General features: G+C 60.1%; 14 protein-coding genes. 11 read left to right on the top strand and 3 right to left on the bottom strand.

Translation table 11 applies throughout. The features are described 5' to 3' along the window. Positions 1–23: 23 nt before the first annotated feature. The 6 genes from frr to ACWFSR_RS09550 are packed head-to-tail and all read left to right on the top strand — an operon-like array spanning position 24 to position 3,816. The gene (gene frr, locus ACWFSR_RS09575; RefSeq protein ID WP_197106031.1) at positions 24–575 is read left to right on the top strand and encodes a ribosome recycling factor; all 552 of its coding nucleotides are present in this window, start codon (positions 24–26) and stop codon (positions 573–575) included. Further along, the gene (locus tag ACWFSR_RS09570) at positions 575–1,453 is read left to right on the top strand and encodes a phosphatidate cytidylyltransferase (RefSeq protein WP_197109713.1); all 879 of its coding nucleotides are present in this window, start codon (positions 575–577) and stop codon (positions 1,451–1,453) included. The genes frr and ACWFSR_RS09570 overlap by 1 nt, the downstream gene beginning before the upstream one ends. Positions 1,454–1,467: 14 nt before the next feature. Beyond that, positions 1,468–2,019: a DivIVA domain-containing protein gene (locus tag ACWFSR_RS09565; RefSeq protein ID WP_197106029.1), complete on the top strand. Its 552-nt coding sequence runs from the start codon at positions 1,468–1,470 to the stop codon at positions 2,017–2,019. A gap of 43 nt (positions 2,020–2,062) precedes the next feature. Continuing rightward, the gene (locus tag ACWFSR_RS09560; RefSeq protein WP_231599665.1) at positions 2,063–2,710 is read left to right on the top strand and encodes an aggregation-promoting factor C-terminal-like domain-containing protein; all 648 of its coding nucleotides are present in this window, start codon (positions 2,063–2,065) and stop codon (positions 2,708–2,710) included. Positions 2,711–2,741: 31 nt separating this feature from the next. After that, a complete protein-coding gene (locus ACWFSR_RS09555; protein WP_197106028.1) occupies positions 2,742–3,041 on the top strand; it encodes a hypothetical protein in 300 nt (99 codons plus the stop codon). A 10-nt stretch (positions 3,042–3,051) separates the two neighbouring features. Next, on the top strand, positions 3,052–3,816 hold the full coding sequence (locus ACWFSR_RS09550; RefSeq protein WP_307783838.1) for an alpha/beta hydrolase: 765 nt from the start codon (positions 3,052–3,054) through the stop codon (positions 3,814–3,816). A 10-nt stretch (positions 3,817–3,826) separates the two neighbouring features. Here the strand turns inward: ACWFSR_RS09550 and ACWFSR_RS09545 are convergent, their stop codons facing one another. Next, entirely contained in the window at positions 3,827–4,888 is a 1,062-nt protein-coding gene (locus tag ACWFSR_RS09545) for an AI-2E family transporter (protein WP_197106027.1), read from the bottom strand. 71 nt (positions 4,889–4,959) lie between these two features. Then, positions 4,960–7,299 carry a hypothetical protein gene (locus tag ACWFSR_RS09540; protein ID WP_447522265.1) on the bottom strand — a complete coding sequence of 780 codons (2,340 nt, stop codon included), beginning with the start codon at positions 7,297–7,299 and terminating at the stop codon, positions 4,960–4,962. Positions 7,300–7,581: 282 nt separating this feature from the next. Here ACWFSR_RS09540 and ACWFSR_RS09535 point away from each other — a divergent pair, with 282 nt between their 5' ends. Continuing rightward, a complete protein-coding gene (locus ACWFSR_RS09535) occupies positions 7,582–9,330 on the top strand; it encodes a hypothetical protein (RefSeq protein ID WP_447522264.1) in 1,749 nt (582 codons plus the stop codon). Next, positions 9,327–10,271: a tetratricopeptide repeat protein gene (locus tag ACWFSR_RS09530; RefSeq protein ID WP_197109716.1), complete on the top strand. Its 945-nt coding sequence runs from the start codon at positions 9,327–9,329 to the stop codon at positions 10,269–10,271. The genes ACWFSR_RS09535 and ACWFSR_RS09530 overlap by 4 nt, the downstream gene beginning before the upstream one ends. A 105-nt stretch (positions 10,272–10,376) precedes the next feature. Here the strand turns inward: ACWFSR_RS09530 and ybaK are convergent, their stop codons facing one another. Continuing rightward, positions 10,377–10,853: a Cys-tRNA(Pro) deacylase gene (ybaK, locus tag ACWFSR_RS09525; RefSeq protein ID WP_447522263.1), complete on the bottom strand. Its 477-nt coding sequence runs from the start codon at positions 10,851–10,853 to the stop codon at positions 10,377–10,379. Positions 10,854–10,969: 116 nt separating this feature from the next. Here ybaK and ACWFSR_RS09520 point away from each other — a divergent pair, with 116 nt between their 5' ends. The 3 genes from ACWFSR_RS09520 (at position 10,970) to ACWFSR_RS09510 (ending at position 12,864) form a co-directional block, all read left to right on the top strand. Next, a complete protein-coding gene (locus tag ACWFSR_RS09520; protein WP_447522262.1) occupies positions 10,970–12,148 on the top strand; it encodes a cysteine desulfurase family protein in 1,179 nt (392 codons plus the stop codon). Positions 12,149–12,241: 93 nt separating this feature from the next. Beyond that, positions 12,242–12,610: an ArsR/SmtB family transcription factor gene (locus ACWFSR_RS09515; RefSeq protein WP_447522261.1), complete on the top strand. Its 369-nt coding sequence runs from the start codon at positions 12,242–12,244 to the stop codon at positions 12,608–12,610. Then, entirely contained in the window at positions 12,610–12,864 is a 255-nt protein-coding gene (locus tag ACWFSR_RS09510; protein ID WP_197106021.1) for a hypothetical protein, read from the top strand. The genes ACWFSR_RS09515 and ACWFSR_RS09510 overlap by 1 nt, the downstream gene beginning before the upstream one ends. The last annotated feature ends 15 nt before the right edge of the window (positions 12,865–12,879 follow it).

The raw sequence follows: 12,879 nt of genomic DNA, 5'->3' as shown, positions 1-12,879 counted from the left end.
GATGAGACCCAGAGGAGTGCCCCGTGATCAGTGATGTTCTAGCCGAGGCTAGCGAAAAGATGAACAAGGCAGTAGAAGCTGCCAAAGATGACTTCGGCACGGTTCGTACCGGCCGCGCTAATCCGGCGTTGTTCCAGAAGGTCCTCGTGGACTACTACGGAACCCCCACACCGTTGCAGCAGCTTGCGTCCATGGTGAACCAAGAGGCTCGTACTCTCCTGATCACCCCGTTCGACAAGTCCGCGCTCAAAGACATTGAGAAGGCAATCGCAGGCGCTCACCACCTCGGTGCAAGCGTCGGAAACGATGGCAATGTCATCCGCGCCACTCTGCCGGAACTGACGGAAGACCGCCGTAAAGAGTTCGTCAAGGTAGTTCGCGACAAGGCTGAGCAGGCTCGTGTCTCGCTTCGCAACGTGCGCCGTAAGGCGAAAGACGACCTTGAGGCACTCACCGAGGTCGGCGAAGACGAGGTTGCGCGCGCCGAGAAAGAACTAGAAGCGAGCACGAAGGCTCACGTCGACACAATCGACGACGCTCTCAAGCGCAAAGAAGCTGAACTGCTCGAGGTCTAATGGTCTCCGAATTCGAAGCTCACGTTCGAGCTACAAACGACAAGATTAACGCCCGCACAGGGCGTCCTTTGGCGATGGCTCTCACCGTGGGGCTGGGGCTGGGTCTTGCGTTGTTGTTCAGCTTGATCTTTGTCAAAGAGCTGTACATGCTCTTTGCCGGCGTGCTGGTTGCCTTCACAGCATTCGAGCTCGCCAGTGCGCTTCGTTTTGCAGGCCTCAAGATTCCGCGAGTGGCAGCTGTCATCGCGGCAGTCGCGGTTGTTCCGGCGTCGTTCTATTGGCAGGCTGAAGGCCAGTGGTTTGTCACGCTCGGTGGCATTGTGTTCGTGTGGCTGTGGCGACTCGTTGAAGTAGTCGTGATGCCGAGTCACCGTGGCTCGGTGCGGTCGATCATGCGCGACCTCGGCGCCGGCGTCTTCGTGATGCTATATGTTGCTTTCTTGGCAAGCTTCACGGTGCTGCTCACTGCTCAAGACGGCGGTCAGTGGTGGACGCTTGCAATGTTGATCGTTGTCGTTGTCAGTGACATCGGGGCGTATGCGAGCGGGCTTTCGTTTGGCAAACATAAGATGGCTCCCACCATCAGCCCCGGCAAAACCTGGGAAGGGTTTGCGGGAGCAGCGCTTGCGGCGATCACTGCAGGCATTCTGCTTGCCCTCTTCATGATCGATCAGCCTTGGTGGGTTGGACTCATCTTTGGCCTCGTCATTTTGGGCACCGCAACCATGGGAGATCTAGCGGAGTCACTTATCAAACGAGACCTCGGGATCAAAGACATTAGTACGTGGCTTCCGGGCCACGGCGGCTTCTTGGATCGCGTAGATTCGTCGCTTTTGTCAGCCGCAGCGGGCTATGCACTCTTTCTTATCTTCTCGTAAGGCACAATAGAACCGTGAGCACCACATTTCCTCGTAGCCGAAAGTCAAAGCTCGGGTACAACGTCGACCAGGTCGAGGACTTCCTCGAGGAGGCGCGTCGTGCCTACACCGCCGATCGCGGCGACTCGTCAGTCGTGTCGTCTCGCACCATCCGCAAGCTGGCTTTTGCCATGCAGAAGGGTGGATATTCGCCGGTACACGTCGACTCCGCGTTGGAGCGCCTTGAAGACGCATTCGCCGCTCGCGAGCGTGATCGTGCGATTGCGGAACTGGGGGAGACTGCCTGGTACGCCAACGCTCGCTCCGAAGCGCAAGAAATTCTCAACCGTCTGGCACGACGCGATGGCAAGAAATTCGCGCGCACAAGTTCTTTCACCATCGGATACTCGATCAAAGACGTTGATGCGTTTGCTCAGGAGCTTTCCGACTACTTCCAGCACGGTGCCCCGCTCACGATCGATCGCGTGCGCACGGCGGCTTTCCGCAGCGCCAAGGGTGGCTATCGCGAAGCGCAGGTCGATTACCTCATCGACTCTGTCATCGACGTCATGCTCGCCGTTCGCTAATTCCCTCTGTTTTTTCAGGTCTGTCCGTTAGCATCGTCGTACTTTGTTTATTAAATCTCATGCGGCAATCCTCCGCGCTCAGGCCAAGAGTCAGAGCGCGGATCTTTCTGGGCGGCACAAACGCGTCTCGTGGAGCTTGCCTGCTTTCGCTTCGACAGTGAGCTTGGGATTCATTGCGACGTTGATGATGGCTGCTCCGACGCCGGCGAGTACTGTTTCGGCCGCTCCGGCGCCGTTGAGCACCGTGCAGCGCGCAGAAGTGCAATCGATCACTGTTGCCGAAGGCTTTGTGAACGAAGTTTCGCGCGACAAACTCACTATCAAAGAGATTGTCGTAGAACCTGTTGTTGTCGCCGCGCCTGAAGCGCCGGCTGTTGGCACTCCTGACCCGGGCACTGCCCAAGCGATTGCTCTGTCTATGCTCACTGCCCGAGGCCTAGGCACGAGTGAGTACAACTGCCTCGTCAGCCTGTGGAACCGCGAATCTGGGTGGAACGTTTATGCCCAGAACGCGTCGAGTGGTGCCTACGGCATCCCGCAGGCGCTTCCCGGCAGCAAGATGGCTACTGCGGGTGCGGACTGGGCTACTAACCCCGCAACTCAGATTGCGTGGGGCTTGAGCTACATCGAGGGCCGTTACGGAACTCCGTGTGGCGCGTGGGCTTATTCAGAGTCCAACGGCTGGTACTAGACCGTCTCGCGTCACCGCATAAGCTTGAGCTATGCCTCGTTCTAATCGCCCCCGCGGGCGGCGTCGTCCCGACGACGACGACAACGGTGACCTCCGGCAGGCACTGTTTGGCTCGCGGCGCACCGAAATGAAGCGTGACGGCGAATGGAACGTTCAGCCTGTCTCGCCCGCTAACGCCGTAAAGAACTACACGTGCCCCGGATGCTCGCAAACGATCACTTCGGGCACTGCGCACACCGTTACGTGGCGTGCTGACGGCATCATGGGGTCCGCAGACGACCTCGCCGCCCGCCGCCACTGGCATCAGCACTGCTGGAAGATCAGATTGTGAGCCGTACCCTGTGAACGAAACTGCTGTGAACGACACTCCCGCAAGCGAACCCATTCGGGGTGCTACCGAGCTCCCGGCGGTGCGCGAGAATATCGAGCTGCACACCGACGACGGCTTCACCCTGGTGGGGGAGTTGTCGCTTCCGGAGTCCGGCCACATCGCAGCGACGCTCGTCACACTTCACCCCTTGCCGACGGCTGGCGGGTTTATGGACTCGCACATCATCCGCAAAGCTGCCGCTCGACTGCCGGCACTCGCCGACATCGCTGTGCTGCGCTTCAACTTCCGTGGGGTTACCTCTCCCCGCGGAACATCAGAGGGCTCGTTCGGTGAGGGCGAGCTTGAAGCGCACGACCTTGCAGCGGCAATGGACTTCGTGCGTGAACGCGGGCTTCCCAACGTGTGGTTGCTTGGGTGGTCATTTGGCACAGAGGTCACACTCAAGTACGGCTTGCAGCATCCGATCACGGGCGCAATTTTGCTTTCGCCGCCGCTGCATCGTGCGACTGCGGATGACGTAGCCGCGTGGGCAGCAAATGAGCGTCGCTTGGTTGCGGTGATTCCCGAGCTCGATGACTACTTACGGCCTGAAGAAGCCGCGCAGCGCTTTGCCTCGGTGCCTGAACTGGAATTCGTCGCCGTCGAGGGTGGCAAGCACCTGTGGGTGGGGGAGACGCAAACCTATCGCGTGCTCACCGAGGTCGTAGCACGGCTCAACCCTGTGGTGCTGCCGTTGCCGCGCACGTGGCCGCCCGAGGCCACACCGGCCCTGTGACGCCTCGTCGTTAGAGGTCTGCTTGGCGCGGCACGACAACTTGCTGAACAATCAGCAGGATCGCTGCGGCAACGGGGATTGCGATAAGCGCGCCCAGGATGCCCAGTAACGTTCCCCCCGCGAGGGCGGCAATCACCACGAGCGCGCCGGGAATCTTGACGGCTTTGTTCATGATGCGTGGGTTGAGCAGGTAAGCCTCGACCTGCATGTAGATCAGGTAGTAGATTCCAACGGCGATCACGCTGGGCGGGCCGTTGAACAGCAGCACGAGCAGCGTGATGACAATGGAGCCGCTGAGAGTTCCAACGAGTGGGATGAGTGACCCGACGAAGGCGATGAAGGCCAGCAGTGCTGAGTACTTCACGGGGAGCCCGAATGCCGGGAAGATCAGAGTCAGGACCAGGAACGACAGCACACCGTTGACGAGCGCGAGTGAGCCCTGACCGATGACGTAGCGACCAACTGCAGCGCTGACTTGTTCGGCGAGGTCGATGAACTTCGCGCGCTTGGTCGCAGGCACGAGTTGGTACAGGCCACCTTTGATGTTGTTGAGCGACGATACGAAGTAAATCGTGAGGATAAGCACGATGATGGCGCCGGTAATTCCGGTGGCGATGCCGATGCCGACGGCGAACACTCCGCCACCGATCGTGGTGAAGTCGAGGTCGGCGATCCAGACGTTGAAGCCGTCGAGCAGATCTTGCACGTTGAGCCACGGGAACGCTGTCTCGACGCTCTCGCGAACGGTTCCATCGAAGAAGGCTGTGACAAGTCGCGGAATGGCTTCGGACGCATTTCTGACCTGCTCGGCGATTACGGGAACGATCGCAAAAATGAGCCCGGTGAAAACCCCAAGCACGCCAGCCAGCACGGTAAGAATCGCGGTCCATCGCGGGAACTTCTTCGTCTCGAGCCACGTGACGACAGGGTCGAGGCCGAGCGCGAGGAAGAGCGCTGCCCCCACGTACGTCAGGATCGTCGCGAGCGAAATCACCGTCTGGCCGATTCCAACCGCGACAAGAACCCCTAGACCGCCGAGTAGTCCGAGGCGGAATGGATTGAGGATCTTCATTGCATGGCTCCGTTCGGCCTAACGCAACTGTGTCGGGCTGAGCGCAATTCTAGGTGCCGTGCGGGCTGTTGCTAGCTAACTTCCTCGGCTTGGTTCAGAACTCCGCGAAGGTTTTCGAAGTATCCGGCAACTGTTTCGCGCTCCGCCTTGATCTTGGCGAGGCGGTCTTCGGCCTCGCTGACGAGATCGTGGGAGCGCTTCTCGGCGTCGTCGAGCATCGCCTTGGCGCGCTGTTCGGCATCCGCAACTTCGTCGGTAGCCCGACCAGAGGCGTCGGCGAGCAACGTTTTGGCTTCGGCTTGCGAGCTCTTGGTGAGCTCCTCTGCTTCGTTACGTTTGGCGTTAGCCTCACGCACAGCTTCGGCCAGTTGGGCTTGGGCTTCCTCGAGGTAGTTCTGCGTTTGAGCTGTTGCCTCTTTGTGCTGCGCCAGGAATTCCTTTTCGGCGTCATCGCGGCGTGCCGCAATTTCCTGCTCAAGTGAGATGCGGGCTGCTTCGGCCTCGCGCTCGATCGTGGTGCGGGTCTCCTCAAGCTGATGCTTGATGGTGGCCCGTGTCGACTCAACCTCGTTGGCTAGTTCTGCACGCTGGCGTGCGATGTCGCGCTCAAGGTCAGTGGTCTGCTTCTCGACATCGTGAGCAAGCGTGGACCGTGTCTCTGATGCGTAGCTTTCGAGTTCGGTGCGCTTGCTGTCGATTTCAGCATCCAGCTCTGCGTGGCGGCGTGCCATTTCTTCTTCGAGGCCTGCCGTTGCCGAGGCGATTTCGGCTTCGAGTTCGTTGCGACGAGTGCTCGTCTCGGCGTCGAACTCGGCGCGAGCGGTGGTGCTCTCCTGTTCGAAGGCGGCGCGAGCGCTCGTGATTTCGGCTTCGAGACCGGCCTGCGTGGTTTCTACATCGCTTTCCAAAGCCGCGCGTGTTGTCGAGACTTCCTTGGCCAGCGCCTTCGTGGTGGAAGAAACTTCCTTGTCGAGGGCCTTCTTCTGAGTGGCGACATCGGCGGCAAGCTCTTTTCGAGTGGTCTTGACGTGAGCATCAAGCTCAGCCCGCGTCGTGGTGACCTCGTCGTCGAGGGCAGCCTTTGCGGTGGCAACTTCTGTTTCGAGTTCGGAGCGAGTGGTCGTAACCTCTTGTTCAAGTGAGGCTTGGGTCACCTTCACTTCTTGTTCGAGTGCCGTCTTGGTGCTGGAAACTTCCTGTTCGAGCGCTGCCTTGGTGCTCGTTACCTCATGTTCAAGAGCAGCCTTCGTGGTGGACACCTCGTCTTCGAGTGCCGCACGAGTTGTGGTGACGTCGCTCTCGAGTTGCTGACGGGCTTCGCGCTCTTCGTGTTCCCACAGCTCGCGGGCCTCAGAGAGTTCGGCTTCGAGGGATGACTGCGTCGCGAGAACGGTCTTTTCAAGTTCAGCGAGCGTGTTCGCTGCTTCGGTCGCGGCGGCAGTGCGTGTTGCTTCTGCTTCCGCTTCGAGTGCAGCGTAGGCGGCATCGAGCTCAGCCTGATGCTTGGCCTTGGCCGCTTTTGTTTCGTTGGCGAGCGTGGTGTGGGCCGCTTTTGTTTCGTTGGCGAGCTTGGTGTGAGCTGCCTTTGTTTCGTTGGTGAGCGTTTCGCGCGCTGTGGCTGTTTCGGCCTCGAGCTCGGCGCGTGCCGTCTCGATCTCGCGAGCAAGGTCAGTGCGTGCTTGTTCGATGTCGCGGTGGAGGTCTTCTCGCTGCTTGGTGTTTTCGGCCTCGAAGGTTGCGCGGCCGAGCTCAGCATCGCGAGCCAAGGACTCTGCTGCTTCGCGGGCTTCAGCCACTTCGCTTGCGGTGCTGGCACGCAGCTCCGTCATGGCGCGTTCGGTTTCGGCACGCAGTGCTGCAGATTCACGCTTGGCTGAAGTGCGAGCATCCGCAGCCTCTGTTGCCACAGCACCGCGAATAGTGGCGGCTTCGCGGGCAGCGTCGGCGACGAGCTGAGAGGCTTCGTCTTTCGCCCGACCGATGAGAGCATCAGCTTCGGCACGAGAGGATTTGGCGAGGGCGGCGGCTTCACTGTTTGCATCGTTGAGGATGCGTTCGGATTCAGTGGCCGTGTCGGCACGCAGCGCCGCGGTTTCGGACTGCACGGCCTTGCGCATTTTCTCGGCGTCGATGTCAGCTTGGCTGATCAGTTGAGTGGAGTGCTCTTCAGCAACGCGCAGCATGCTTTCGAGCTTGGAGCCGAGTCCGCTGTAAGTGGGGCTTCCCGATTCGTCGAGCTCAGCCTGAAGATCCTCGTTGACGGCGAGGAGTCGCTTTACCTCTTTAGTGGAGGAAGTGCGGTCTGCTTTGGCGGCTACAAGCTCACGACGAAGCTCGCCGATCAGTTTATCGACGTCGTCCCTCTTGTAACCGCGCATCTCTGTGCCGAAATCGGTATCGTTCGCGGCCAAGATTTCTCCTCGATGTCAGCGGAATGAACCCTCTGAGTTTAGTGGGGTGAGGAGGCCTCCTGTCATTCTGGTCTCATCCCCAATCTGGGGCGTTCACTGATCTCCCAGAAACTTCCCAGAAGAGTAACTAGTTCGCACGAAGACGATCGGCTATTCTTGAACGTCTTTGTTGTTGCCTACCCGCGTGGATGGGGCCCTTACCTCCAGTCCGACCGAGGTTCAGCCAGTGTGGCTAGGGCCCTCGCACGGCGAGTAATCCTGGGCAACACGAAAGGAGAGATAGTGAGATTCGTTCTCGCCATAGTTAGCTTTATGCTCGCAGCCGGACTCATCGGCTACGGCATTGCACAGCAGACTATTCTTGCGACCCCAGATCAAGTCTCGGTTTCCGCAGAAACCAGCGGCGCCGCGCCTCTCACCGTGATCAGCGGTGAAGCGTTCAATACGTACTCGGGCAATCAGACGATCCGCATCGAAGGCGATCGTCGCGTCGTCGCTGCCTACGGTCGCACGACCGACGTGCTCGCGTGGGTCGGTGACGCCAGCTACAACATGGTCACTCTCGACGCCGAAACGGGAGACCTCGCCACTGAGAGCATCAGCGGCACAGAACAAGAGGTTCCCGACCCCTACACGTCTGACCTGTGGCTCGAGAGCTACGAGGCTGAGGATGAGCTCGCTCTCACCGTGAAGATTCCGAGCGATGTGTCATTCATCGTGGCCGCTGATGGCATCGAGCCCGCACCAAACGCGGTATCGATCTCGTGGCCGCTCGACAACACCACCCCCTGGGCTGGTCCGCTCATCCTCGGCGGTGCTGCCGTGTTGCTGCTCGGCCTGATCTTCTTGATGTGGGCTGTGCACCACATGCGTCGTGCTGGCGGCCCTCGTCGCAAGCCGCAAAAAATGCCCAAGGTTCCTAAAAAGGCCCGCTATAAGCCTTCTAAGCGTGGCTCCAAGGCGAGCGAAAGCACCACTTTGCGCACGAGCGTTCGCTTCGCAGTGCCGACCGTTCTGGTCAGTGTTCTCGTGTTGAGCGGATGCACGACCTCGAGCACGCCGAACTCCGCAGCTGATGAGAGCGTCCCGAGTCCTACTGCGACCTCCACCTCTGCGGCAGGAACCGCGGCAACTCCCGCGGTATCCGTGCGTCAGATTGAGAAGATCGTTGCGCAGATCAGCGCGGTCTCCCAAGAGGCCGACGAAGAGCGTGGCACTGATCTCATCGAGACACGCTTCGCTGAAGCTGCGCTGGAATATCGTCTTGCGAACTACAAGATGCGCAAGGCAGACGATTCGATTGCCCTCCCGGCCGCGATTCCGGATGGCCCCGTGCAGCTGACGTTGCCGCAACAGACTGAGTCCTGGCCGCGCACGGTCTTCACGATCATCCTCGACGAGACTGATTCAACGGTCGCTCCGATTGCATTGTTCTTGGAACAGGAAACTCCTCGCGACAACTACAAGGTCAGCTACGCCATGAACCTTGAACCCTCCGTGGTGTTCCCGGATGTCGCGGCTGCCAGCGTGGGTACCTCGCGCCTACCCGCCGATAGCGGTCTTTTGCGTTCCTCACCCACCGAGGTTGCTCTCAACTATGCAGAGATTCTTGAACAGGATGTCGAAAGCGACTCCTATCTCGACTTCGAAGCTGAGGGCGACAGCCTTCGTGTGAGCGTCGGTCTTGCCGTGAAGAAAAAGGAGAAGGCCGCCCTCTCCAGCACAGCCACTCTGACCTATGGTCACGAGCTTGGTTCGGCAGATCCGATCGCGATGGCGACGATCGATGCGGGTGCAATTGTTGCCGTGCATCTTTATGAGACTAAGGTCGCAGCGCCCAAGGAAGAGGGCTCTGCTGTGACCTTTAGCGGTCAGACGAAGGCTCTCTCCGGCATCTCGATTACCGAAGAGGGAATCAAATCTACCTACGGGGATCAGTTACTCTTTTATGTCCCAGCAGCGGGCAGCGATGAGAAAATTATCCTGCTTGGCTACACCCAAGGACTTGTTGCAGCATCGGAGTTGAAATGACTAACGCCCCCCTGAATGCCGCTAGCCTTCGCGGCGCAGTGGATCTCTCATCCCTCGTTCGCCAGCACAACACGCCCGCCCCTGCGGCAGGCGAGAGTGCCGGCGCCACGACGGCGGGAGAAACGCCACAGCCCAGTGGTTTTGCCACCAGCGCGAACGACGCTTCGTTCACGCAGGTCCTTGAGCTGTCGAACACGGTTCCCGTGATCGTCGAGTTCTATGGGCAGGGCATCGAGCCAGCTCTCGAGCCCACGATCGCGCAGTACAAGGGCCGTTTCGCCCTGGTTGTGGTGGATGCCACGAGCAACCCGCAACTGGTGCAGGCTTTCCAGGTGCAAGAGGTTCCCACGGTAGCCGCGGTTATCGGTGGGCGTCCTGTGCAGCTCTTCAGCGGCATCATGCCCGAGAACGATCTCAAAGAGGTGCTCGAGCAGGTGTTGCAACTGGCAGCCGAGAACAAGGTGACCGGCACGCTGCCGGCCCCCGAAGGGTCTGACGCAGCTGAAGAAGAACCAGTGGAAGAGCCGCTGCCGCCGCTTCATCAGGAAGCGTTTGATGCCATTTCGGCTGGCGACTATCCCGCAGCGATTGCCGCGTACCAGTCAGCTATTACTCAGAACCCGCGCGATCAGCAAGCAGTCGCTGGGCTTGCTCAGGTGTCATTGTTGTTGCGCCTCGACGGGCACACGGTTGACTCTGTGCGCAGCGCAGCAGCCCAAGAGCCCCTCAACGTTGACGCTCAGTTGGCGGTTGCCGACCTCGATGTCTCTGGCGGACACCTCGGTGATGCCTTCGATCGTTTGCTCGAACTCTTTCCTTCGGCCGACGCCGACGGCAAGGGCGCTATCCGCACCCGAATGCTCGACTACTTCGAAATTGCGGGCGCTGAAGATCCTCGTGTGGCCGATGCGCGCCGCCGTTTGACACTGCTGCTCTACTAGGGCGGGGTGGCATTCGGTTCGGGCGCCCAGTTGCTGCGCGAAACACGCTAATCGCGCACGCGGCGCGACAATCGCACGCGGCGCGTCAACTCCGCACGCTGTGTGTTAGCCGCGTGCGATGGGAGCGGTAATTGCCGCAGCCGCGCGGATGAGGTCACTCGGCGCGAGTTCAATGTCACAACCGCGCGTACCGCCGCTGACAAAAACGGTGTCGAAGAGTTCAACGGTTTCGTCAATCACCGTGCGGTGCGTTATTCGCTGGCCAAGCGGACTGATTCCTCCGAGTACGTAACCAGTGCGGCGTTGCGCGACCGTGGGATCAGCCATGCTGGCCTTCTTTCCGCCCACAACGGCGGCGAGTTCTTTGAGGTCCAATTTTCCGGAGACAGGCACTACAGCTACGACCATCTCGTCATCCACCATCGTCATTAATGTCTTGAACACTTGCGCGGGGTCGACGCCGAGAACTGTGGCCGCTTCTGCACCGTATTCAGTCGTGCCCGCATCGTGCGCATAGGGGTGCGAGGTGAAGGAGATGCCGAGCGCGTCGAGCGCCACGGTTGCCGGAGTGCCGAGCGCCATTAGCGGGCTCCTGCGTTCGGGCGAGTAGAAGCGAGGTCGAAGCGAGAGTGCATGCGATCTAGAGTAATGACACACAGACATCCGGATGGATTCTGTGGGGGAGTAGCGGAGTTACGGTGACGATCTATCTTGACCATGCGGCGACAACGCCCATGCGCCCGGCTGTGGTGCAGGCGTTTGCGCACGCATTGCCGGTCGTCGGTAACCCTTCGTCAATTCACTCCCAGGGGCAAGCGGCCAAACGTATGCTCGAAGAGGCGCGCGAGGCGGTGGCCGCGAGTGTGAGTGCAGACTCGGTTGAAATTACCTTTACTTCTGGCGGGACAGAAGCAATTAACCTCGGCATCAAGGGGCTGTACTGGGCCCGCAATTCTGGTGGCGTCCAACGCCGCCGAATCTTGGTTGCCCAGGCCGAACATCACGCCACTATCGATGCTGTGGAGTGGATGAGCGCTCACGAGGGCGCAGTACTCGACTGGATTCCCGTCGACGCTGTCGGTCGCATCGACGTGGACTATGTGCGCGAGGCGCTCGCCGACGACGTTGCTCTTATTTCGATGCTCTGGGCCAACAACGAAGTCGGTACCCTCCAGCCGGTTTCCGAAATTGCGGCGCTTGCGAAGGCCCATGGTGTTCCCGTGCACGTTGACGCGGTATCCGCGCTCGGTTACGTTCCGATCGACTTTCATGCTGCTGGTGTTGCTGCGCTCAGCGTTTCGGCACACAAAATCGGGGGACCGGTCGGCGTCGGTGCGCTCGTGATCGCTCGTTCGGCATCCGTGACTCCGCTCATTCATGGCGGAAGTCAGCAGCGCGCACGCTCCGGCACGATGGATGCTCCGGGGGCGGTTGCTTTTGCGGCAGCAGCGCGGGAGGCCACAGCCGATCTGGCAGAGCAGGCAACTCGGCTCACGGCGCTGCGCGATTCTCTCATCGCCGGAGTTCGCTCAGCAGTGCCCGAGGCTGTGCTGCGGGGCGATCCGCACGATCGGCTCCCTGGCAATGCGCACTTCACGTTCCCGGGTTGCGAGGGTGACTCTCTCTTGTTCCTATTGGATGTCGCAGGTTTCAGTGTTTCGACGGGTTCCGCTTGTCAGGCGGGGGTGCCAGAAGCGAGTCATGTTTTGCTCGCGATGGGTCTCGACGAGCCCACTGCTCGCGGTGCTTTGCGGATCTCGCTCGGAGAGTCCACGACGGCTGACGAGGTTGCTCAGTTCGTTGCGGCCTTGCCGCACGCGGTGGAGCGGGCGCGAGATGCCGGCTATTCGGACCGCCTGACTGTGCTCGGTCGTTAGGGCAACTTTCTGCTCGTGCGGTGCCGCGCACCGTCAGCCTTGACCTTGCGATCACCTATGTGTAAGTTTTTTATTACAGGTGAAAGGATTCTTGTGAATTCTGAAGAGCTCGGAGCGTGGTTAGCCGCGGTGGCTAATCCGCAACGCATGCGCATTCTGGCCGAGCTATCGAGCGGCCAGAAGCACGTGAGCGAGCTCGCTCGTCGCGTCGGAATGTCCCGCCCCTTGCTATACATGCACCTCGCCAAGCTTGAGGAAGCGGGCTTCGTCGCCGGCCATCACGAGCTGAGCGACGACGGCAAAGCGCTGAAGCTCTTCGAGGTGGTTCCCTTTCGCGTCACCGTTGCGCCGGCTTTGCTCGCGAGGGCAGTGGCGAAAACTGCGGCGACGAGTGCGGCACCCGACATCGCCGTCGACGATGCAACTCCGTCCGACAACAGCAACTCTCACGAAGGAACATAATGGAAATCTTCTATAGCCTCTGGTTTTGGATCGCGATCATTGCCGTCACGGGAATCATCGCGGGCGTGATCACCAACGCGGTCAACAAGAAGGCCGAGACGGCCAAATACGTTTCGGATGCCCAAGCGGGCGGCGATTATCGGGCGCTCGCCGAGCAGACGCTCGAAGCCAATCAGGTGCTCATTCAGCGACTGGATGCCATTGAACAGCGCCTCGCTGGCGTCGAAAAGACGCTCACCGACATCCCGCAGTAAGAACTTGCCCAGCAA

The sequence above is a fragment of the Salinibacterium sp. NYA9b genome (genome assembly GCF_976973725.1).
Note: the sequence above shows the minus strand (reverse complement) of the source record. Positions and strands in the feature narration are given on the sequence as shown.

What these genes read in the sequence shown, in the direction of transcription:
- ACWFSR_RS09510 (WP_197106021.1), top strand. Translation starts at nt 12,610, where the DNA reads ATGGAAATCTTCTATAGCCTCTGGTTTTGGATCGCGATCATTGCCGTC.
- ACWFSR_RS09545 (WP_197106027.1), bottom strand. Translation starts at nt 4,888, where the DNA reads ATGAAGATCCTCAATCCATTCCGCCTCGGACTACTCGGCGGTCTAGGG.
- ybaK (WP_447522263.1), bottom strand. Translation starts at nt 10,853, where the DNA reads ATGGCGCTCGGCACTCCGGCAACCGTGGCGCTCGACGCGCTCGGCATC.
- ACWFSR_RS09570 (WP_197109713.1), top strand. Translation starts at nt 575, where the DNA reads ATGGTCTCCGAATTCGAAGCTCACGTTCGAGCTACAAACGACAAGATT.
- ACWFSR_RS09555 (WP_197106028.1), top strand. Translation starts at nt 2,742, where the DNA reads ATGCCTCGTTCTAATCGCCCCCGCGGGCGGCGTCGTCCCGACGACGAC.
- ACWFSR_RS09530 (WP_197109716.1), top strand. Translation starts at nt 9,327, where the DNA reads ATGACTAACGCCCCCCTGAATGCCGCTAGCCTTCGCGGCGCAGTGGAT.